This window comes from Sporolactobacillus caesalpiniae, from assembly GCF_040513385.1.
In the GTDB taxonomy this organism is placed as follows: Bacteria; Bacillota; Bacilli; order Bacillales; family Sporolactobacillaceae; genus Sporolactobacillus.
The window spans coordinates 356,297-376,536 of the sequence record NZ_JBEVCB010000005.1 but is presented as its reverse complement, the minus strand read 5'-3'; the positions used below and the strand labels follow the sequence as shown (position 1 = coordinate 376,536).

The 20,240-nt window shown below is 44.4% G+C and carries 19 protein-coding genes and 8 tRNA genes; 25 read left to right on the top strand and 2 right to left on the bottom strand.

The window, feature by feature from the left end; all coding sequences use genetic code 11:
• The first annotated feature begins 603 nt into the window (after positions 1 to 603).
• Positions 604 to 1,806: an aminotransferase-like domain-containing protein gene (locus tag ABWW58_RS12315; RefSeq protein ID WP_353869408.1), complete on the top strand. Its 1,203-nt coding sequence runs from the start codon at positions 604 to 606 to the stop codon at positions 1,804 to 1,806.
• Positions 1,807 to 1,906: 100 nt separating this feature from the next.
• On the top strand, positions 1,907 to 2,158 hold the full coding sequence (locus tag ABWW58_RS12310) for a PepSY domain-containing protein (protein WP_245734250.1): 252 nt from the start codon (positions 1,907 to 1,909) through the stop codon (positions 2,156 to 2,158).
• Between the two features lie 106 nt (positions 2,159 to 2,264).
• Here the strand turns inward: ABWW58_RS12310 and ABWW58_RS12305 are convergent, their stop codons facing one another.
• A complete protein-coding gene (locus ABWW58_RS12305) occupies positions 2,265 to 3,257 on the bottom strand; it encodes a DMT family transporter (protein WP_353869407.1) in 993 nt (330 codons plus the stop codon).
• A gap of 406 nt (positions 3,258 to 3,663) precedes the next feature.
• Between ABWW58_RS12305 and ABWW58_RS12300 the strand changes: the two genes are divergently transcribed.
• On the top strand, positions 3,664 to 4,089 hold the full coding sequence (locus ABWW58_RS12300; protein ID WP_353869406.1) for a universal stress protein: 426 nt from the start codon (positions 3,664 to 3,666) through the stop codon (positions 4,087 to 4,089).
• 126 nt (positions 4,090 to 4,215) lie between these two features.
• Positions 4,216 to 5,034: an AAC(3) family N-acetyltransferase gene (locus ABWW58_RS12295; protein WP_353869405.1), complete on the top strand. Its 819-nt coding sequence runs from the start codon at positions 4,216 to 4,218 to the stop codon at positions 5,032 to 5,034.
• A gap of 164 nt (positions 5,035 to 5,198) precedes the next feature.
• On the opposite strand, the gene ABWW58_RS12290 is transcribed toward ABWW58_RS12295, so the two are convergent.
• Positions 5,199 to 5,360 (bottom strand): hypothetical protein, encoded by a 162-nt coding sequence (locus ABWW58_RS12290; RefSeq protein ID WP_353869404.1) that lies wholly within the window; start codon positions 5,358 to 5,360, stop codon positions 5,199 to 5,201.
• A gap of 262 nt (positions 5,361 to 5,622) precedes the next feature.
• On the opposite strand from ABWW58_RS12290, the gene ABWW58_RS12285 reads away from it, so the two are divergent.
• The 21 genes from ABWW58_RS12285 (at position 5,623) to ABWW58_RS12185 (ending at position 20,234) form a co-directional block, all read left to right on the top strand.
• Positions 5,623 to 6,327 carry a M15 family metallopeptidase gene (locus ABWW58_RS12285; RefSeq protein ID WP_445783438.1) on the top strand — a complete coding sequence of 235 codons (705 nt, stop codon included), beginning with the start codon at positions 5,623 to 5,625 and terminating at the stop codon, positions 6,325 to 6,327.
• 93 nt (positions 6,328 to 6,420) lie between these two features.
• Positions 6,421 to 6,576, top strand: coding sequence for a hypothetical protein (locus ABWW58_RS12280; protein ID WP_177184778.1), 156 nt, complete (start codon positions 6,421 to 6,423; stop codon positions 6,574 to 6,576).
• Positions 6,577 to 6,812: 236 nt separating this feature from the next.
• Positions 6,813 to 6,884: transfer RNA gene (locus ABWW58_RS12275), tRNA-Glu, on the top strand.
• A gap of 4 nt (positions 6,885 to 6,888) precedes the next feature.
• Positions 6,889 to 6,961: transfer RNA gene (locus ABWW58_RS12270), tRNA-Val, on the top strand.
• A gap of 4 nt (positions 6,962 to 6,965) precedes the next feature.
• Positions 6,966 to 7,041, top strand: a tRNA-Thr gene (locus ABWW58_RS12265).
• A 22-nt stretch (positions 7,042 to 7,063) separates the two neighbouring features.
• A tRNA-Tyr gene (locus ABWW58_RS12260) sits at positions 7,064 to 7,148 on the top strand.
• An 18-nt stretch (positions 7,149 to 7,166) separates the two neighbouring features.
• Positions 7,167 to 7,239, top strand: a tRNA-Lys gene (locus tag ABWW58_RS12255).
• A gap of 25 nt (positions 7,240 to 7,264) precedes the next feature.
• Positions 7,265 to 7,350, top strand: a tRNA-Leu gene (locus ABWW58_RS12250).
• Between the two features lie 60 nt (positions 7,351 to 7,410).
• Positions 7,411 to 7,485: transfer RNA gene (locus ABWW58_RS12245), tRNA-Gly, on the top strand.
• A gap of 6 nt (positions 7,486 to 7,491) precedes the next feature.
• Positions 7,492 to 7,564: transfer RNA gene (locus tag ABWW58_RS12240), tRNA-Ala, on the top strand.
• A gap of 164 nt (positions 7,565 to 7,728) precedes the next feature.
• Positions 7,729 to 9,249, top strand: a complete 1,521-nt coding sequence (locus ABWW58_RS12235) for a PTS sugar transporter (RefSeq protein ID WP_353869402.1) — start codon at positions 7,729 to 7,731, stop codon at positions 9,247 to 9,249.
• A gap of 175 nt (positions 9,250 to 9,424) precedes the next feature.
• Positions 9,425 to 10,900, top strand: a complete 1,476-nt coding sequence (gene hutH, locus ABWW58_RS12230; RefSeq protein ID WP_353869401.1) for a histidine ammonia-lyase — start codon at positions 9,425 to 9,427, stop codon at positions 10,898 to 10,900.
• Positions 10,901 to 10,939: 39 nt separating this feature from the next.
• Positions 10,940 to 11,920: an ABC transporter substrate-binding protein gene (locus tag ABWW58_RS12225; RefSeq protein WP_353869400.1), complete on the top strand. Its 981-nt coding sequence runs from the start codon at positions 10,940 to 10,942 to the stop codon at positions 11,918 to 11,920.
• A 136-nt stretch (positions 11,921 to 12,056) separates the two neighbouring features.
• Positions 12,057 to 12,818 (top strand): ABC transporter permease, encoded by a 762-nt coding sequence (locus tag ABWW58_RS12220; RefSeq protein WP_093673444.1) that lies wholly within the window; start codon positions 12,057 to 12,059, stop codon positions 12,816 to 12,818.
• Between the two features lie 52 nt (positions 12,819 to 12,870).
• On the top strand, positions 12,871 to 13,659 hold the full coding sequence (locus ABWW58_RS12215) for an ABC transporter ATP-binding protein (protein ID WP_353869399.1): 789 nt from the start codon (positions 12,871 to 12,873) through the stop codon (positions 13,657 to 13,659).
• 19 nt (positions 13,660 to 13,678) lie between these two features.
• Positions 13,679 to 14,884 carry a M20 family metallopeptidase gene (locus tag ABWW58_RS12210; RefSeq protein WP_353869398.1) on the top strand — a complete coding sequence of 402 codons (1,206 nt, stop codon included), beginning with the start codon at positions 13,679 to 13,681 and terminating at the stop codon, positions 14,882 to 14,884.
• A gap of 129 nt (positions 14,885 to 15,013) precedes the next feature.
• Positions 15,014 to 15,901: a MurR/RpiR family transcriptional regulator gene (locus tag ABWW58_RS12205; protein ID WP_353869397.1), complete on the top strand. Its 888-nt coding sequence runs from the start codon at positions 15,014 to 15,016 to the stop codon at positions 15,899 to 15,901.
• Positions 15,902 to 15,957: 56 nt separating this feature from the next.
• The gene (locus tag ABWW58_RS12200; protein ID WP_353869396.1) at positions 15,958 to 17,238 is read left to right on the top strand and encodes a hydantoinase/carbamoylase family amidase; all 1,281 of its coding nucleotides are present in this window, start codon (positions 15,958 to 15,960) and stop codon (positions 17,236 to 17,238) included.
• A gap of 1 nt (position 17,239) precedes the next feature.
• Entirely contained in the window at positions 17,240 to 18,583 is a 1,344-nt protein-coding gene (locus ABWW58_RS12195; protein ID WP_353869395.1) for an amidohydrolase family protein, read from the top strand.
• A 41-nt stretch (positions 18,584 to 18,624) separates the two neighbouring features.
• On the top strand, positions 18,625 to 19,830 hold the full coding sequence (locus ABWW58_RS12190) for an aconitase X catalytic domain-containing protein (protein ID WP_093673432.1): 1,206 nt from the start codon (positions 18,625 to 18,627) through the stop codon (positions 19,828 to 19,830).
• Positions 19,827 to 20,234, top strand: coding sequence for an aconitase X swivel domain-containing protein (locus ABWW58_RS12185; protein ID WP_353869394.1), 408 nt, complete (start codon positions 19,827 to 19,829; stop codon positions 20,232 to 20,234). Before ABWW58_RS12190 ends, ABWW58_RS12185 begins: the two co-directional genes overlap by 4 nt.
• Positions 20,235 to 20,240 lie beyond the last annotated feature (6 nt).

Here is a 20,240-nt window from a genome sequence, read left to right as displayed (position 1 = left end):
AAAGTACGTCCTGTAGGCAACGCGAAAGTCACCGCATCATGCGGAAGTAAGGACCGGGCTGTGCCCGATTTTTCTTACAAGTAAAGAAAGTTTATTATTTTGCACGTTTTCAAACCAATAGACCAGTGTCTTGGCCGAGAATCAAAGCGGAGGTACGAGACGCCTGCGGGATTAGCGTGCCAGCGAGACCCCGCAGATTTCTGCCTGTTTGAGGAGGCTCGCGGTGCGCCCGCGGCAAGCGAGTAACCGAAGCGACGATTCAGCACTGAAAAGACACAAAACCATCACACATGGCTGGAGATTAAGGACCGGGCTGTGCCCGATTTTTCTAATGCTTGTTTTTTCGTACTGCTTTCTGAATAGAAGTCAAGGCACCGCAACCTGAAGAGCCAAACGATAAATTAAATCTATTGTATAACGATAAATTATTATCATGAAAATATATTTGATTTTTGTATAGCCATAACTGATTATTTTTTATTATAATAACTGTGAGTATTATCAGAAGAGTCATAACTAAGAACGTTGAAACACTAGGTTGCACATGTAGGACGAGCCATCGGCTTGGCATCAGAAGATTTTTGAATGGGGGAGGATCCATTGATGAAAAAATTGGAGCAGTATCATTTTTCAAAACGTTTTGACGGTGTGCCGCTGATCGGATCAGCTTTCGCCGGTGAACATCCGGGGTTGATTCCGTTGGCATTTGGTTTTCCGTACCCCAACTCTTTTTCAATTGACGGGCTGGCAGAAGCCGCTGTAAAAGCGCTGAAATCCGAGGGAACAGAAGCACTCCAATATTCCGGCGGACCAGGTCAGAAAAGGATTCTGGAATGGATCAGCGAGCGATCAAAGCTTCGGTCTATCCAAGTTGATACGGATCAAATTATGGTGACATCCGGTTCCAACCAAGGCATTGATTTGGTGGCTCGGACGTTGACTGATCCCGGGGATTCGGTATGGGTCGAAGCACCGGTGTACTTCGGTGCGTTACGTGCATTCTATTTGGCGCAAAATGAGCTTACCGCTTTTCCTGTTGATGAGGCGGGACTGCGTGTCGACCTCATTGAAGAGGCGTTAATTGAGGCTTCCGAGGGTAAACGTCCGATGCCGAAATTTATCTATGTGCTGCCGAACTACCACAATCCGGCAGGAATTAGTCTTTCCGTTGAACGACGCAAGAAGCTGGCGGAGCTTGCCTACACGTACAATTTCTACATCATCGAAGACGACGCTTATGTGGAATTGAACTTTGACGGCGAGTTCTTGCCGTCTATCTATTCGTTCGGTCCGGAGCGGGTGATTTATATGAGTACGTTCTCGAAAATTGTCGCACCCGGTATCCGAATGGCTTGGATAATCAGCGATCCGGAAGTGCTCAACCGGATTAAAATCGTGAAGACAGAAGGACTGACCAGCGTCCTGATGCAGGAAGTAGTCAGCTGTTTCCTTGAAAAGGTGGATTTCGCAGAACATTTGAAACCGCTTGTTGCAGGCTATCGAATGCGTCGCGATGCAATGGTAGAAGCGATCAACGACTTTTTTGGCGACGAGGTATCCTTTGAAAAGCCGGAAGGCGGGTTCTTTCTGTGGCTGACATTCCCGGAGGAAATTGATACTACCCGACTGCTGCATGACGCAGTTGAAGCCGGTGTCAGCTTTGTCGACGGCAAATCCTTTTACTTGGATGGAAAACCGACAAATAATTTGCGACTTGCTTTCAGTTTCTGTGATGAAGCGCAGATTCGTGAGGCAATTCAAACGTTGGCCAAGGTTTACCAAAAGCAGAAGCGTAGCGTTTGTTAATTCAAAGGACTGCACGCATCCTATAGGCTGTTGTCACGAGAAACGCCACTCATCATATCTTAAAAGAGATGGAAGCTATTGATGAGGGGGCGGGTTCTTTATGTATGGTCATGATCCTGCGGACAGAAACATGAATCAGTATCCGAATGGGTATCGGCAGAGGATTACGGCGCAGCAGGCAGCGGAAATTGCTGTTGCCAGAGTTCCGGGCCAGATTATCCATGTCGATCTTGAACTCGATAATCATTTATTAAAGTATGAAGTGTATGTGCTGACTGACCAAGGTATTGTTTATGAAGTGGAGATTGCGTCAAGGGACGGGCGGATACTAAGCGTTGAAGTGGAAGACTAAAAAGGTAATTAGGAAACTTGGCTTTGCAAGCCTTGAAAAGAACGAAGCCAGCATAAAAAAGATGCCGACCCGGTAAAGGGTCGACATCTTTTTTCATTGCCCAATTTCACTTGATATGCGCCTGGTTTGCAGTGCCGACGGTTTGCTTAAGTGAACGTATCTTCTCAAGTTTTGCCTGATGGTTATCTGAGAACAGTTCCACGCAGGAACCGGCGAGAATGAGCAGAATTCCCGACAGAACATTTAGCGTGATTGCTTCTCTCAGAATGAATAAGGCGAGAATCGGTGCCAATGCCGGCTTAATGAAGAAGACCAGCGAAGCAGTCGACGCAGATGTTGCCTCCATTGCGAGAAAGTAAAAGCTGAAGCCGAGTCCGGTGACAAATACACCGAGATAGATCAAGGCCGGCACCGTGTTCCATGAAATGCCCTGCAATACCGGAATATTGCCGAATTGACCAAGACCAACGCTTTGCAGCCAATGAGCGACAAAACCAATCTTGGTAATCAACATCAATACTAACAACTCGGCACTGCCGGTCAGAAAGCTGAAACTGCTCTGAACGACACCATCAAAACCATAGGTCAAGCTTCCTTTTCGGCCGATAATCCCGTACAGAGCAAAAGTAATCGCGGCAAGAAGTGAAAGCGTGATGCCGGTAACATTCGTCAGATTTTCAGGATTGACAATGCAAATCATGCCGATCAGGCTTATCACAAGTGACAAGAGCGACAGTTTCGTCAACTTCTCTTTCAGAAAGAAATGCGCGAACGGAATGACAAATACTGCGTTGCAGCTAAACAAGATAGCGACCGTTGACGCTTTTGAATAAACAATCGCCATTTGAAAAAATGTCATACTGACCACGACGCACATAAACCCTGAGAAGAGAAAGTAGCGTATCTTGCTTTTATCAAGCGTAAATCCGCTTCCTTTCAAGTGCCGAAGAGCAAGCGGTGAAAGAATAATCGATCCGATTAAAAATCTCAGAAAGTTCAATTGCATTGGGTTAAAGTCCGTTGCCACCAGCTTGATGGCAATTTCCATCGTACTAAAGAAGAGTGTGGAAAAAGCAATAAAAATGAGACCTTTTTTCATGATAAAACCTCGATTTCTCACCGTATTTTTAAGGTGATCTGATCGCTTTACTAAGAGCCGCGAAAGACCGGCGTGAGCCACATACAATGAAAACGTTACCAACTAATACTTGCCACGTCTATTTCATCATCTACTAATATAACGCAGATATTAGAAAATGGTAAGTAGTTATCGTAAAATTGGACACTTGGAAAGCAATGGATTTCCTTAAAGAAAATTAGAGCCGAGCTGCATTATTTTGCACGCTTCTTAGCGGAACCTGTGGTAAAATAAGGGTAGCAGGGAATGTTCAAAGGATGTCATCATGAAGGTATAAATCATGGAACATCATTGAAAAACAGAGCTCGTGGTGATACGCTCTTTCGGAACAGACCTGTGCCTAAATGTGAGAAGGCGGTGATTTGATATGTTGTTCTCAAAAATTCTGGTATCCTACGATGATTCGGACTTGTCAAAGAAAGCGCTTCAAAAAGCGATTGATTTGGCACGGATCGACGAAAATACGGAACTTGACGTACTGAATGTGGTGACGGTGCCAACAAATCAGTTCATTGTCGGTGATGTCTATCGCGAAGTTCGCGAATCAACACTTAAGTACGGGCATGAAGTGGTTAAACGAACTGATAAAGTTCTTGATGAACTTCCGAACGCCACGCATACATTTGTTAAAGAAGGTCAACCAGTACGGACAATTCTTGACTTTGCAAGCCAAAATGGCTATGATCTCATCATCATTGGCAGTAGAGGATTGAGCGGGGTCAAAGAATTTCTTGGCAGTGTCAGCCATGGCGTTGTTCAGCGTTCAAAGATTCCTGTATTGATCATCAAGTAACAGGGTACAATGGTTTTAAAAACGAACGAAGCATCTTATCGAGAAGGCGCTCTCTTCTAAGAACAATGAGGGGGCGCCTTTTTCTGTCGCGTATTAATATCAAATTTTAAAGGATGGTTGTCGGTCATGTCTGAGGCAGAAGTGATTAAACGAAGCAAGCACGCGGTAACGCATTCCCTGCTGACAAAAGATTTACGGAAAATCGGGTTAGAGGAGGGGATGACTGTTATTGTGCATGCTTCATTAAGCCGGATCGGTTGGGTTTGCGGCGGGCCATCTACGCTTATCATGGCACTTCAGGATGTGCTGACTCAGGCAGGAACGTTAGTGATGCCGGCGCATAGTGCGGACGTGTCAGACCCGGCAGACTGGGAGAATCCTCCGGTGCCGCAAACATGGCTGCGTGATATCTATCATGAGATGCCGGCATTTGATCCACGCCGGACACCGACATGCGGGATGGGGCGAACGGCTGAGATTTTTCGCTCGTTTCCGGATGTACGGCGCAGTAATCATCCGATTTACTCTTTTTGCGCGTGGGGAAATGGACGGGACGCGCTGCTGGCCCATCATTCGCTCGACAACGGATTGGGAAAAAAATCGCCTCTTGGAAAAATTTACGAACAGCACGGCTATGTTCTGCTTCTTGGCGTCGGTTATGGAAACAACACGTCGATGCATCTAGGTGAATACCTGTCCGGCAAGCTCGAGATCGTCAAAAGATCAAGTCCGGTTCGAGTAAAGGGAAGAAGACAGTGGGTCACCTATCAAGATGGAGATTACCATGAGGAGAACTTTGAAACGATTGGTAAAGCGTTCGAAGCAAGCAGTCCTGGGGCGGCTGAACTGCGTGCCAGACATGTCGGTCAGGCACCTGCCATCCTGCTTTCGCAACGTGCGATTGTCGACTTCACGGCAGATTATTTAAAGGAAAATTATAGATAAAGCGGATATCCGTTTTACTTTTTACACTAACTTAAAAAAAGCGTTATGCTGGCTCAATATAGACGCCTTATTCTTAAGGTATCAAAAGAGTAACCACTGAGGGGATGAAAATCATGGGTGTTAATCAATCAAATGATTTTTCACAAAACGAAGTGTCTGTTAAGTTAAATCGAAAATTGCTGCTGACTAATATTATTCTGACTATATCCATAATCATCAACGTGAAGCTTTTCATTGGCTGATGGTCGATATGCTTTGATTGCTTTTATATAGGTCGCCAACTGAAGCGCGCGGCGTTTACTGCCGATGCAGTTCGCTAAATCCATTTTCAAAGATCCGAGTTTTGGATCTCTTTTTTTTTGCCACGATAATGAAATCACAACGTGTTTCGAATAAACTATATATGTACATGCTATAAATCGACATGTTTCTACCTCGAAGATCATTTCAAAAGGTTTATCAATTCAAAAATAAAAATAAATGGAGTAATAAATGAACTATAAAAAGGTATATGCCGCAGGAACAATGGCGGCTTTATTAAGTTTATCTGCTTGCGCGCAATGGCCATGGACGGATCAATCAAAACATATGCCGACGCAGCAACCAAAGAAGTCCACATCCCAGAGTAACAAGCCAAAAGCAAACGGTAATTCTTCTTCGTCTGAGAAAACCGTGTCTGCGATGAATCAAAGGGGTATCCATGTGGTTGCCGATCCGTCAAATACGCTTGTCTTAGTTAATAAGTACTTTAAATTGCCGGATGATTACGTTCCAAAGGATCTAGTTGATCTGAATGTCCCGTATATTTTCTCAGGACAGTCGGAAAAGAAGAAGATGCAATCGGTTGCTGCAAAACCGCTCAGAGAAATGTTTACTGCCGCAAAGCGCGATGGCATTCAACTTGCCGGCGTGTCCGCATACCGTTCGCATAAAACGCAGGTTGCGCTGTTTAATTATTATGTCCAGAGAGATGGTGAGAAAAAGGCGCTGGACTACAGTGCGCGACCGGGTACAAGTGAGCATGAGACCGGCCTTGCGATCGACGTCTCCGGAAGAAATGGGAACTATGCGGCGACACAGGAATTTGGCAAGACACCCGAAGCTAAGTGGCTTGCACGGCACGCGCAGGATTTCGGCTTCATTGTCCGCTATCCGGAGGGCAAAGAGTCGGTAACAGGATATGAGTATGAGGCGTGGCATCTTCGCTATGTAGGCCTACCCACATCGCAAAAGATGGCGGCAGCGAATCAAACGCTAGAGGAATACGTGAAGGCTGTTCCGGTCAGTGAATGACTTGGTAACGATTCACGCTCATTGAATCCTGCGCTAGGGATAATCTATAGATGTCCGGATCAAATGGACAAAACCTTTACGGTGGTGGACAAAATGAAACAAAGAAACGGACTAATGCCGCTGATCGCATCAATCGGTATCGGAGCAGCATGTTATCAGATGATGAAGCATAATCGGGCCGGACATGCAATTAAAGGCCGGATGGACAAAATGATGCATCAGAAACAAGTGTTTCCTGAGAACAGCTGACTTAGGGAAAAAAGGAATCCAAGTAAGATTTGGGTTCCTTTTTTCTAGTCAAGTACAGAAATGGTGTATTCGAAAATTGACTCGATACAGGTATGCGGAAAAAAAGGTGATGCGCGGCCGTTTGAGCCATGTTATTTTTACAGACGAATATTCTGAATAAAAAGGTTTCTTGTTTTCGCTTTACAAGGCTTGTCATTCTGTATATAATAAAAAACGTCGATTGCGACGGATAGCATGGCCCGTTCGTCAAGCGGTTAAGACACCACCCTTTCACGGTGGGTTCATGGGTTCGAATCCCGTACGGGTCACTTTGGAGGATTAGCTCAGCTGGGAGAGCGTCTGCCTTACAAGCAGAGGGTCATAGGTTCGAGCCCTATATCCTCCACTCCGCCGGTCTAGCTCAATTGGTAGAGCAACTGACTTGTAATCAGTAGGTTGGGGGTTCAAGTCCTCTGACCGGCACCATAAAGTTTACGTTTTTATTTCTGGAGGGATAGCGAAGAGGCTAAACGCGACGGACTGTAAATCCGTTCCCTTAGGGTTCGAAGGTTCGAAACCTTCTCCCTCCACCACTTATATATTTTATATGTGGGCCATTAGCTCAGTTGGTAGAGCATCTGACTCTTAATCAGAGGGTCGAAGGTTCGAACCCTTCATGGCCCATTATTTTTTTCTTTATTTTAGCTTTGCGGGTGTGGCGGAATTGGCAGACGCGCTAGATTCAGGTTCTAGTGCCCTTTACGGGGCGTGGAGGTTCAAGTCCTCTCATCCGCATTTCACTATTATGTATTCTATGAATTAAAATGGGCAACACTTTTTGTACAACCCTTATTTGCGGAAGTAGTTCAGTGATAGAACATCACCTTGCCATGGTGGGGGTCGCGGGTTTGAATCCCGTCTTCCGCTCCATAATATGGGGCCTTAGCTCAGCTGGGAGAGCGCCTGCTTTGCACGCAGGAGGTCAGCGGTTCGATCCCGCTAGGCTCCATCGGAGTATACATATGAAAAATGGGATTTTTGCTGAAGAGCAAAAATCCCATTTTTCATTCTGGTTAAAGGATTAAAGTCTGTTTATTTCATTAGTATCCGTTTACTCCGCATCGATTATTGTTTATTATCGAAAATAAGTCATAATGCGAGAAGGGCGGCGAAATGGTGAAACGGCTTGCAGTTATTGGCAGTAGTGGAGGAAACTTATTTTATCTGGGCGGGAATCAGCCGCTCAATTTATTGGAGGAAATCGATCAGCAATGCAAACGAAACGACTGCCAATTAATGGCTGTACAGTACATCGGCGCTGAGGAATCGCTGGACCGAAATAGGCCTGGGACACGGGCGGCACTCTATACACTGAAAAATGGAAAAATAATTGTGGGATCTCATGCGTATCTAGAGAATATCAACAAGGAAGCAAAAAAGTCAGATGGAGTGATCGCGGAAACTATTAGGAACGGTCAGATCGATGGGCTTATTATGGTTAGCGCAGATCCTTTAGGTGTTAATAGTTGTGCTGTAAAAGCTGCCATAGAAAAAACGATTCCAATCGTCGGCACAGGAGGAACGTCAATGGCATGGGTCGAATCAATCGGCGGTCATGTGGTTGGTTCGTCGGGAACTACAGGGACAACCAATCGAACACGCGCGCTTACCTTGGTTTCATATCTTTGTTCTTATTGGAAGATCACCAGTCGACCCGCCCATATTCAATGGAACAAGCTCAATCTGACCGGTATTTTGACGGCGGGTTTGCCTGCATTTATCGCCCTGGCAATGGTTTATACAGTTGCTGAACGTTTTCCTGCTCAAGAAACAGCTCAGTTGCTTCAACTGGCAATCGCGTGCATTCCTGCTTTGCTTGCTGTACTCTCCGCAAAGCAAATCAGTGATTTAAACGAAGTGACACTGATTGCTGCTTTGCTGGCCGGTTTTTTTGCAAACAATTCCGGTGTTCTGGGCGGAATTGCATCTGGACTGGCTGCAGGTGCTCTTTCCCAATATTTACTCGATGTCTGTACTCGCTGGAAAGTACCAATTACGACAAGTAATTTAATTGCCGGTGCTCTGTCAGGACTAATTCCCGGTGTACTTATTAATCTTGTGCTTGCTCCATTTTTATTGTTTATACAAAATGGACTCGTTCGATTCATTGAAGTGATGGTCAGTTGGAATGGATTGCTGATTGGTGCGCTTTCTGGTTTGCTTATTTGGATGTCTCTATTGAAAAAAGGATACCACGCGCTAATTTTGCCGATTATACTAATCGAAATCGCTCAGACGGGTACGAGTTTTTTTGGTGCTATTGACATGATTTGTCTGGTGGCGACTGCAGCGGGTGTGAATGCTGCAATTTCTGTATTAAACCGTTCGGAGAGAGCGGCAGCAAAAAAAGGATTGGTTATGAATGTTTGTTATGGTACTTTTGTGGAATCAGTCTATCCGTATTTCACAAACAAGGCGATATTTATCAGCACATTGGTATCTGCTTGTGTGAGCGGAATGCTGGCTGGTTGGCTAAACCTGCGAGGTGTTGCTTATGTACCGTTTGTGGTCGCACCCCTTCTATCTCATTCTTTTGTTGTATTCCTATTGGTAATGGTAACGGCTATGGCTCTCTCTTTTATTCTTGTCCTAATCGTGCTGCAAGTGGATAAAAGTACACACATCAATGACTGAAAAGAATGTTTTGTCTAAAAATTCCGTTGACAATTACTGCTGTTCATGAATATAATTATTCACATAATCTAGATTATGAATTAATTGATTAATAATGCGTAATTAGTCCAAGACAAGGGAGGAATATCTTTTATTATTTGTAATTTCAGAAAAATAAGTCAAGGAGAAAAAATAGGTGACTATTTATTTGAATGGTGCATCATTAGACTTTGTCCAGATTGATAAAATAATCACTCATCATGAGCTCGTTGCGATTGATCAAAAAGCAATCCAGCAAATTATGTCAAGTAGGCAGACGGTTGAACGGCATATTCTGGCCGGTGATGTGATTTACGGCATTAATACGGGGTTCGGTAAATTCAGTGATCAATTGATCTCAAATCGTAATATTGAGACGCTGCAGGTTCATTTACTTCGCAGTCATGCATGTGCCGTTGGGGAGGCTTTTTCGGATCGAGTGGTTCGCTTGATGCTTTTGTTGAGAGCCAATGCACTGGCCAAAGGGTATTCGGGTGTTCGCCCGGACATTATTCAAGCCTTAATTGATTGTTTGAATAAAGGAGTCATTCCCGTTGTCCCAAGCCAGGGTTCTTTAGGCGCAAGCGGCGATTTGGCACCGCTTGCTCATCTTGCGCTTGTACTTATCGGCGAAGGAGAGGCTATTTACAAGGGGGAGAAGCTGTCCGGAGCTGATGCGTTAAGCGCCGCAGGGTTATCTCCAATTCAACTAAAGGCTAAAGAAGGATTGGCACTCATTAACGGAACACAGGCGATGACGGCTACGGGTTGTGCCGCGTTCATGGATATGACTCGATTAATGGTGGCAGCAAATCGAACGGCAGCATTAACCTTTGAGGCGCTGCGTGGTGTTGAAGAAGCATTTTGGGATGAGTCTCATCAGGTTCGCGTTTTCCCCGAACAGATTCAGGCAGCGCAGACGATGATGGGCTATTTAAAGGGAAGTAAATTAACAACGCATCAAGGAGATCTTCGTGTACAAGATGCCTATTCACTCCGATGTATTCCGCAAGTGCATGGTGCGATTCAACGCGTAATGAATCGTGTTCAGGAGGATCTGCTGATTGAGATAAACGCTGCGACAGATAATCCGTTAATCTTTGCGCAGAGTGGTCACGTTATCTCGGGCGGGAACTTCCATGGTGAACCAATTGCCTTTGCTATGGACTTTCTTGGAATTGCGGCAGCAGAACTTGCGACTATTTCTGAACGACGTATTGAGCGCATGGTAAACCCTCAATTGAATAACGGTTTACCCGCATTTCTCAGCGCGGAGCCGGGACTACAGTCCGGGTTTATGATTACACAGTATGTTGCCGCTTCTCTTGTTTCGGAGAACAAAGTGCTAGCGCATCCGTCCAGTGTAGATTCGATTCCGTCATCAGCGAATCAGGAGGACCATGTAAGCATGGGAACAACTGCCGCTCGAAAGGCAGTGCAGATAATTGGTAATACACGAAGAGTTGTGGCTATCGAGGCGCTCTGTGCCGCCCAGGCCGCAGATCTCCATGGATCGGAATTCTTAGCAAAGGAAACACATGCTTTTTATCAAGAGATTCGTTCCTTGGTTCCTTTCGTCGTGCAAGATAAGTCTCTTTCAGCAAGTATTGAAAAGTTAGCAGAGGCAATCTAAGTTTTGCCTAAAAAAATGGACAGCCTTAGGAGGAAAAAAATGAAAAAGTCAATTGGATTGCTTGCTGCACTATGTATGGTTTTTCTGATGTTAGCCGGTTGTTCGAATTCAAGTCAAAGTGGAGGAGATTCGGGCAAAAAGTCTGTAGATGTCAAAATGGGTACTGAGGCTTGGATTGGTTACGGTCCGTGGTGGATCGCTGATAAGGCAGGTATTTTCAAGAAGAACGGTATAAATATTGATATCATTATGTTCAAACAGGATTCGGACATTAATGCTGCCTTTGCGTCGGACAAAATCCAATTTGCAAACATTGCTTCACATACAGCAATGAAGATGAAAGCGAATAACGACCTGAATTTAAAGAGTGTTGTTTTTCTAGATGAATCAAAAACAGCAGACGCAATGATCACAAAGAGTAAATACAAAAACTTGGAATCTCTTAAAGGCAAGAAAATTGCATACGAAGAAGGAACAACCTCTGATCTTTTGTTCCGCCAAGCGGTGAAAAGTGCCGGATTGTCCATGAGTGATTTTAAAGTAGTCTACATGGCTGCTTCGGATGCTGGTCTTGCGTTGATCTCTAACAAAGTAGATGCTGCGGTTACTTATGAGCCGTATATTTCCACAATTATTAACAAAGATAAATCGGTACACCGTATCTATTCCGGTGAAGACTCACCTGGCTTAATCAGTGACATGACGGTTGCAAAATCAAATTATCTAAGCAAGAATCCGAAAGTTAAAGCTGCAATGCAAAAAATTTGGGACGAAGCACTAGATTACTGGAAAGAACATCCTGAGGAAGGTAATAAAATTGTAGCTGAAGCTTCAGGTACATCAGCTGATGAACTGCCGACTATTCTTGACGGGATTAAGTTCTTTACTCTTGATGAACAAAAAGAAGATGTCGATTCTGGAAAGCTGAGTAAAAGCTTATCAACTATTAAAGAAATTCTTAAAGGGCAGAAACAGCTAAAGAAAGAAATCGATGTTGAAAAATTGATTGATATTAAGTAAGTGCATACCAGACAGGCAGTTAAGGGAAGCAATACTGTGAAAACGGGTTATGTCAGGTATTAAGAATGAGGATTTTTACGAAGAAAAGTGACACAGGGCATGTTGTGGACATGCCCTGTGTCTTTGGAGGGACATCATGCGATTTAAAATAATATCGGGTTCAGGAATTATCCTCGTCCTTGCTGTCTGGGCGTTTATTACTTATACGGGCATGGTAGGCAGTCTCTTTTTGCCAACGCCGACAGCGGTCATTCTTGAAGCAAGAAAACAGATTGAGGACGGTATTTTCTTTCAAGATATATGGATCAGCTTCTACAGAATTTTAATCGGGTTCTTGCTTGCAACACTTTTTGCGCTTCCGATTGGCGTTATGATGGGGACATCGAAAACATGGAAAGCATTCTGGGAACCGATTGTCGGTTTTGTTCGCTATATGCCCGTTGTAGCGTTCATTCCATTGTCTATCCTCTGGTTTGGCACAAGCGATATGCAGAAATTTTTCATTATCTTTTTCGGCGTGTTTTTTCAGCAGGTCATTATGATTGCTGACAACTGCAAAACCGTAAAAAAGTCAGTGGTTGAAGTCGGATTGACACTCGGACTCAATCGACTTGAAGTGATTAAAGATATTGTGGTAAAAGCGGCGATGCCAAGTATTTGGGATACGTTGAGGACAGTGTGGGGATGGGCTTGGACATATCTTGTTGTTGCCGAATTAGTTGCGGCAACGAGCGGCCTGGGTTTCAGAATTATGCAGGCACAACGCTATTTATCAACCGAAACCATTATTCTGGGCATTTTAACCATCGGCTTATTGGGACTGATTACAGATACTATATTCGGTTTGTTAGCAAAAATGATGTTCCCATGGCATGAAAAAGAAAAAATAAATAATTAATAATTGGAAAATGACCGTTCATCGGTTTATGACAGAACCTTGGAGGAAAATCATGAACGAACATCTATTGACTGCAACGAATATTAATAGAATTTTTCAAAGCAAACAGCGTTCATTCACCGCACTTGATAATATTAATCTAACGATTGGCAATCATGAATTTGTTTCTTTGCTGGGCCCTTCAGGATGTGGAAAGTCTACTTTTTTGCGCTTGGTAGCCGGACTTGACAGTGCGTCTTCCGGATCGTTGCAAATGAATGGAAGCATCCTCGACAAACCTGGGCGCGACCGGGGTGTTGTTTTCCAACAATATAGTTTACTTCCATGGCTCCTAGCTTGGCAAAACGTGGCTTTTGCACTTAAAAAGGAAAAGAACATGCGCAGCGCTGAGAAGAAAGAGCTTGCTTATCATTTTTTGGATCTTGTGGGACTGAAGGGTTTTGAAGAAATCTATCCGTCACAGATGTCCGGAGGTATGCAGCAGCGTGTTGCCATTGCTAGGGCTTTGGTAATTAAACCGCCACTTTTGTTGATGGATGAACCATTCGGTGCACTTGATGCACAGACGCGGCGTGATATGCAGGATCTTTTGGTAACTATTTTTAAAGAAACGCGTTCGAGTGTTCTATTTGTGACGCACGATGTTGATGAAGCGGTTTATCTATCTGACCGTGTTTATATTATGGCTACCAATCCGGGTAGAATTGCAAAACAGATCGATATCCACCTGTCCGACGATAAAGACTGGAGTATTCAGTTATCTGAACCGTTTATTAATTATAAAAAAGAAATTCTGATGGAGTTAAAGCAACAGAAAAAAAACGTATATCAATCTAAATAAGGAGAGGGGTTTCAGAGCAATGCTGACAAAGGAACAGCAACAAGTACTCTCCTGTCTCGATGAAAAAGGACTGATCCATTTTTTGCAACGTCTTGTACAGACAAATAGTGAAAATCCGCCTGGAAACGAACAATCGGTTGCCCAAATAATTGCTGATGAGCTGTATCACTCCGGAATTGATACGGTGAAACAAACAGTTGAAGATAATCGATTTAATGTCATTGCCGTGCGGGAAGGAATGGATAAAGAGAAACTTTTATTTAACGGCCATATGGATACCGTATTATGCGGTGATGTTGAGCGATGGAATGATCCGCCTCTAAGCGGAACCATTATTGGGGATAAGATGTTCGGTAGAGGTTCCGCTGATATGAAAGGTGGACTTGCCGCGCAAATTTTTGCATTTAAGGCACTGGCCTGCAGCGGTATCTCATTTAAACATGGACTGATGTTGACGGCGGTTGTTGATGAAGAAGTCGGGTTTAAAGGCACTCAGGCATTAATTGATAACCATTGGATTGATGACTGCGTCTACGGTGTGGTTGCTGAGCCTTCCTCTCTGCATATTGCCGATTGTTTAAAAGGTGGAATTGAATTTACACTTCGTGTGTACGGGCGGAGCGCTCATACAGGAGTTGCGTCAACAGGTGACAATGCTGTCATTTCAATGACCAAAATGATTGGTGCTATTGAAAAATACAGCAATCGTCTCAAACATCGACAGCATCCTTTGTTAGGCAATCCGACTTGCAATATTGGACGAATAGAAGGCGGGTACGGTGTCACGCTGGTTCCGGAATTTTGTGATATGGCTTTTGACCGTCAGCTGCTTCCCGGTGAACAAATTGCCGAAGTTGACTATGAAATTAAAGACTTGCTGCATCAAACGGCGTCTGAATTTGGGATTCATATGGACTTAGTTCGGACGCAAAGCTTTCCAGCTTGGCAGCTCAGTCACGATGCCGATGTAACTCATTTGCTGCATGGGGCCTATAAACAGTTATATGGTCGCCCGGCAGCATACACAGGATTTAACGGTTACTCAGAAGTGGAATTATTGGCAAGGCACGGGCTGCCGTCACTTATATTCGGACCAGGTGACCTTGCCGTTGCCCATGCACCGAATGAATATATTTCTCTTAAACAGGTGATTGAAGCAGCCAAGGTATATGCGCTGATGGGCTGTCAATTTGTTAGCAAATCATCAAATAAACAAAATTTTTAATTTGTGTAAATTTCTAAAAACTCGTTGACAGTACTGCTTTTCAAGAATATAATTATTCACAATGAAGATCCAATGAATGGATTCATTCATAAAAGCTGAGATTAAACAGATTTGGTACAGGTGATAACTATGGATTTTAAGACGAACAGCAAAGACTTTCATCAGTTGATGGACAAGATTGCCAAAGTGGCTCATGAATCGCCGACTTACGAAAAACTAGCATATACCATCGAGAAAGGGTATAAACATATTATTTTTATGACAGCGTCTGAGGTTGCTGAGCAGGCAGACGTAAGTCAGGGGAGCGTTTCACGTTTTTGCATTGCGTTGGGTTATAAAGGCTATAATGATTTTTTGCATCATCTTCAGCAGTTTGTCCGAAAGGAAATTACGGGACCACAGCGGCTTCAATTTACATCGCATTCAAATAAGAATATCTCAAACATTCTTAAGTTGGAGCATGAAAATATTGATGCACTGGAATCGCTACTTGAGCGTCCGGAGTATAAGAAGATGATTGACCAAATGATTCATGCTGATCAAATCATTCTTTTATCTGCACGAATGTCGGCAACTTTATTGTCTTATACCTACTATATATTGAACAAAATACGAGCCAATGTTACTCAGGTCACACCAGGCACTCCGGCATGGGAGACCCTGGAACTGATGGATCCGGCGCATGTGCACATTTTCTCGTTTGTATTTCCAAGATATCCAAACCAGCTTCTTGAAAAGTTAAAGCATTTGCACCATAAAGGATTTTCTATTTCATCGATCACCGACAGTATTACATCACCTGTTTATGCGGTCGCTGACCCTGTACTAAGTGTTCCGATTACGACATCATCTATTTTCGATATTTACAGTACGCCAATTCTCTTTTTAAACTTGCTGCTTCGGGAAGTGGCGACGGCCACGGACGGATTAGATAAGCGAATGGCAGCATTGGAAGCTTTAGAGAAAAGGGATCAAATTTATTATGAAACGTATCATTATGATGCAACACTAGATTAATTGTGAAACGTTTCATCGTAATAGATCTGCTTCGAAGTGAAAGGGAGGGTGTGTGAATGACTTATAAGACACCACAAGATCTTTATCCTGTTACGGTTAACGAAGAAAGGATTGCTAAGAACATTCAAAATCTGGCGCAATTTGGAATGAATAAGGAGGGGGGGATTGACCGCTCGCTCGGCAGCAAAGCGGATATTCAAGCGCGGGAATGGCTCAAGAAATTATGGGAAACAGAGCTGCAGGCCACAGTAGCCGTTGATCCGGCAGCTAACCTATGGGCGGAATGTGCTGGAAAAGAAACATTGAAACCCATTGTTCTGGGTTCGCATCATGATGCAGTCGCCAATGGTGGGAAATATGATGGAGCGGTCGGCGTGTTACTGGCAACAGAGGTGGTTCAATCCTTAAAGGAAGCAGGCTATAAGTTGCGCCACCCGATAAAAATTGTCTCATTTTCAGCTGAGGAACCTAATCCGTATAATATTTCAACGTTGGGTAGCCGGCTGATTACCGGCGTTCTCGATAGTAAACAAGTTGGGGAGGCAACGCATGCCTACACACACGAAAAATTATCAGAAACTTTAAAAAGATTAGGAGGTGATGTGGCTAACATAGCGAATCATTTACTAACAGACCACGATGTGGGAGCCTTTCTTGAATGTCATATCGAGCAAGGCAGGCGATTGTTAGATAATGGTTTGTCACTTGCTGTCGTTTCAACTATTACAGGCATTTATCGTGAAGAAATTACGATTTATGGTGAAGCCAATCACGCAGGAACAACGGTGATGGAGAACCGTCATGATGCACTGCTGGCAGGGGCGGAGTTAAGCCTAGCCGTCGAACAGGCAGTCATCAAGCAAAGGCGATCCGATGTTGTGGGTACCGTGGGACATTTTGAAATTTCTCCCAACTCGGCGAATATTATTCCGGGTCTGGCTCATTTGACTCTCGAAATGAGAGTATCGAATGATCAAGTGCTTAAGGAGTTACTGGTGCAACTAGCAGATAAGTTCGCCGAAATTGAAAACAAAAGACAGATTATTATTAAAAGACAGATTATTCTTGACCAAAAGGCTGTTCCTATGGACCCAATGATCCGGGCAACCTTGCAACAATCCATTAAAGCATCCGGCGATTCGTATTTAGACTTGCCGAGCATGGCCGGGCATGACTCGGTGCATATGGTTCCTATTGCAAAGACGGGTATGCTGTTTGTTCCCAGCCTTGAAGGAAAGAGCCACTGTCCGGAGGAAGAGACGAGGATTGAAGATATCGTTAAGGCAGGCAATGTACTCATTCGAACAGTGATTGCACTGGATAAGGAGCTCGATTGATATGAAGCTGTACAAACCGTTTTTACTATTTGAAGAAGGGCTGTTTAAACCGGATCGAGCGCTTGTAACCGATGGAGGGAAAATTGTATCCGTAGGAGCATACGAAGTGCTGGTCGCGCGGTATCCCGCTGCAGAAATTATTAGCTGGCCGGATGAAATTATTGTCCCCGGCACCGTCAATGCGCACAATCATTCCTTTCAAAGCCTGTTGCGCGGACTGGCTGCAGATCGACCGTTTCTGGAATGGCGCGATGAGGCACTTTATAAGTACTCGCCATATCTAAAAGCAAAAGATGTATATACCGGAGCCGTTTTTGCTTTTAGTGAGATGATGAAGTGTGGCGCGACGACCGTCAGCGATTATTTTTATGTCCACAATGAGGGGATCGAAAGTGACGAAGCGGTTATTCAGGCAGCTAAAGATGTGGGCATTCGCTTTGTGCTGGCGCGTACCATGTACGACTGGACGGGTGCGCCGACAGGTTATGTTGAATCGATTGATGAGGCTGTCAAAAATGTGAAGTATTTAGCTGAAAAATATGAGAATGATCCAATGGTGTCAATCGTACCTGCCCCGCACAGCTTGCATGCGGCATCCGTGGAGATGGTTAAAGCCGGTCATCGTCTTGCCCAGGAATTAGACTGTAAGTTCCATATACACGTTGCGGAAGAACCTTTCGAGGTGGACCAGGTGCTGCGTGAGCACCACATGCGGCCCGTTGAGCTGCTTGACAAGATCGGCGTCATGGAAGATGGCCGGATGACGGCTATTCATTGTGTTTGGCTAAATGATCATGAGAAACAACTAATGGCCAAAAATCATGCGTCACTAGTCTATTGTCCGTCGAGCAATATGTTTTTGGCAGACGGTATTACAGACATTCCCGCATTGATGGACGGCGGTGTGACGATCGGACTTGGATCTGATGGCGCCTGTAGCAATAATCGCATCAGCGTCTTTGAAGAGATGCGGATGTGTGCCATGCTGCAAAAGGTGAATAAGCTGGATTCACTTGCGGTGAATTATCATCAAGCGTTTGCCATGGGAACGAAGGGCGGTGCTGAAATTTTGCAGTTGCCGATCGGCGAGCTTAAACCGGGATTCAGTGCCGATTTTGTGGCACTGAATCAGAACGATCTTTCCATGCAGCCGATTTCGGAAACGCATGAACAGGTGCTTCCGAATATCGTCTATTCCATGCAGCCGACAGCCATTGATTATGTTGTGGTTAATGGAATGTGCACAGTTGATCAAGGTAATCTGAAAACGCTGAATGAGAAACAGATCGTCCTTAATGTTCAGAATCTTATGAACAACATTAATAATGAAGCGTCAAAATCGTGAACAAAAGAACAACGTGAACACATTTTTGAGGAGGCGATTCCATGCAGTTGACAGTTGAAGAACAAGAAATGCTTGATGGGAAATACGGTAAGGGTACACAGATTGCGATGAAAATTCAAGTTGCGCTCGGAGAAGTTTTTGATGCGCCGAAAATGGTCCCGGTCAGCCGGACGCATGTCGCATTGAGTAATCAGGAAGCGGATCTGTGGTTTGTTGAGAAGCTTGTGAATGCGGGAGCTAAATGCCGGGTATCGCCAACGGTCAACCCGGGCTTTAATCTTGAATATTTTCAATGTATCACGACCATTTCGAAGGAAGACGAGCAAACGATTCGCCGAACGAGACAGGCTTATAAGGATATAGGCGCGACGCTGACTTTTGACTGTACGCCTTATCTTGAAAAAAATGTGCCACGATTTGGCGAAATCACTGCTTTCTCTGAATCAAGTGCAACACCATTTATCAATTCGGTTTACGGCGCAAGAACGAATCGTGAATCGGCACAAAGTGCGCTATGTGCGGCGATTACCGGAAGAACACCGCTCTATGGATTCTTACTTGACGAGAATCGTAAAGGACAGGTACTTGTCGATGTTCAAGCCGACGTGAAAAATGATTTTGATTATCAGCTGCTTGGCTATGCCGTTCCGAAGAAGCTTCAGTTTAAAACGCCGGTTTTCGTAAACCTGCCTACAACCCCCTCTCCGGCAGCTTTGATGAATCTTGGTGCTCAGCTCAATACGGCAGGCAATGTACCGATGTATCATATTGTCGGTGTCACTCCTGAAGCGCGGACTATTGAAGATGCATTTCAAGGGGATGAGCCTGAACGCATCATCACGATCACGCAGGAAGATTTGGATCAAGTACACGCAGAGATTACTGATCCGGTTGGAAAAATTGACTTTGCCTTATTTGGTTGTCCGCATTTCAATCTGAATCAGGTGGCACAGGTTGCAGAATTGGTTAAAGGGAAAAAGCTTGAAGTAAAGCTTTGGATCATGACTTCGTCTTTGACAAAAGAATTGGCCACGCGCATGGGCTACCTTGAAACATTGCAAGCCGCTGGCGGAGATATTGTTGACGATACCTGTATGGACCAACCATGCTGGGAATTTCTTTATGGGAAGAAGGGCGTCACCGACTCCCCGAAATGCGCTTATTATACAAAAAGACGGAATATGCAGTTTGTCATTCGAAAGGTAGAAGATTGCATTGAAGCTGCGATGAGAGGTGAAGTGTCATGAGTGAGACTTATGCATGTCATAAAGTATCTGAGGGTGTCATTGAGGGTGACGTTCTGATCTCAACAGATGATTTCTGTTTTTATCTCGTTGATCCGAAAACGGGTGTCGTCATTGAGAAGAATCATTGCCTGGAGGGTCAGTCAATTGCGGACAAGATTCTTGTTTTTCCAAGTGGAAAAGGTAGTTCTGTTGTTCAGGCGGACGGAATGTATCAGTTGAAAATGACCGGAAAGGGACCGAAAGCTTTAATTATTAAATATCCGGATACGGTGCTCGTAGCCAGTTCGATTATCATGGAAATGCCTGTTGTCGACCGTGTGCCGAATAGTTTTTATGAGCAGGTCAAAAATGGCGACAAGCTCCGCGTTGATGCCGATCAGGGCACACTGACCATTCTATCCTGAACGGAG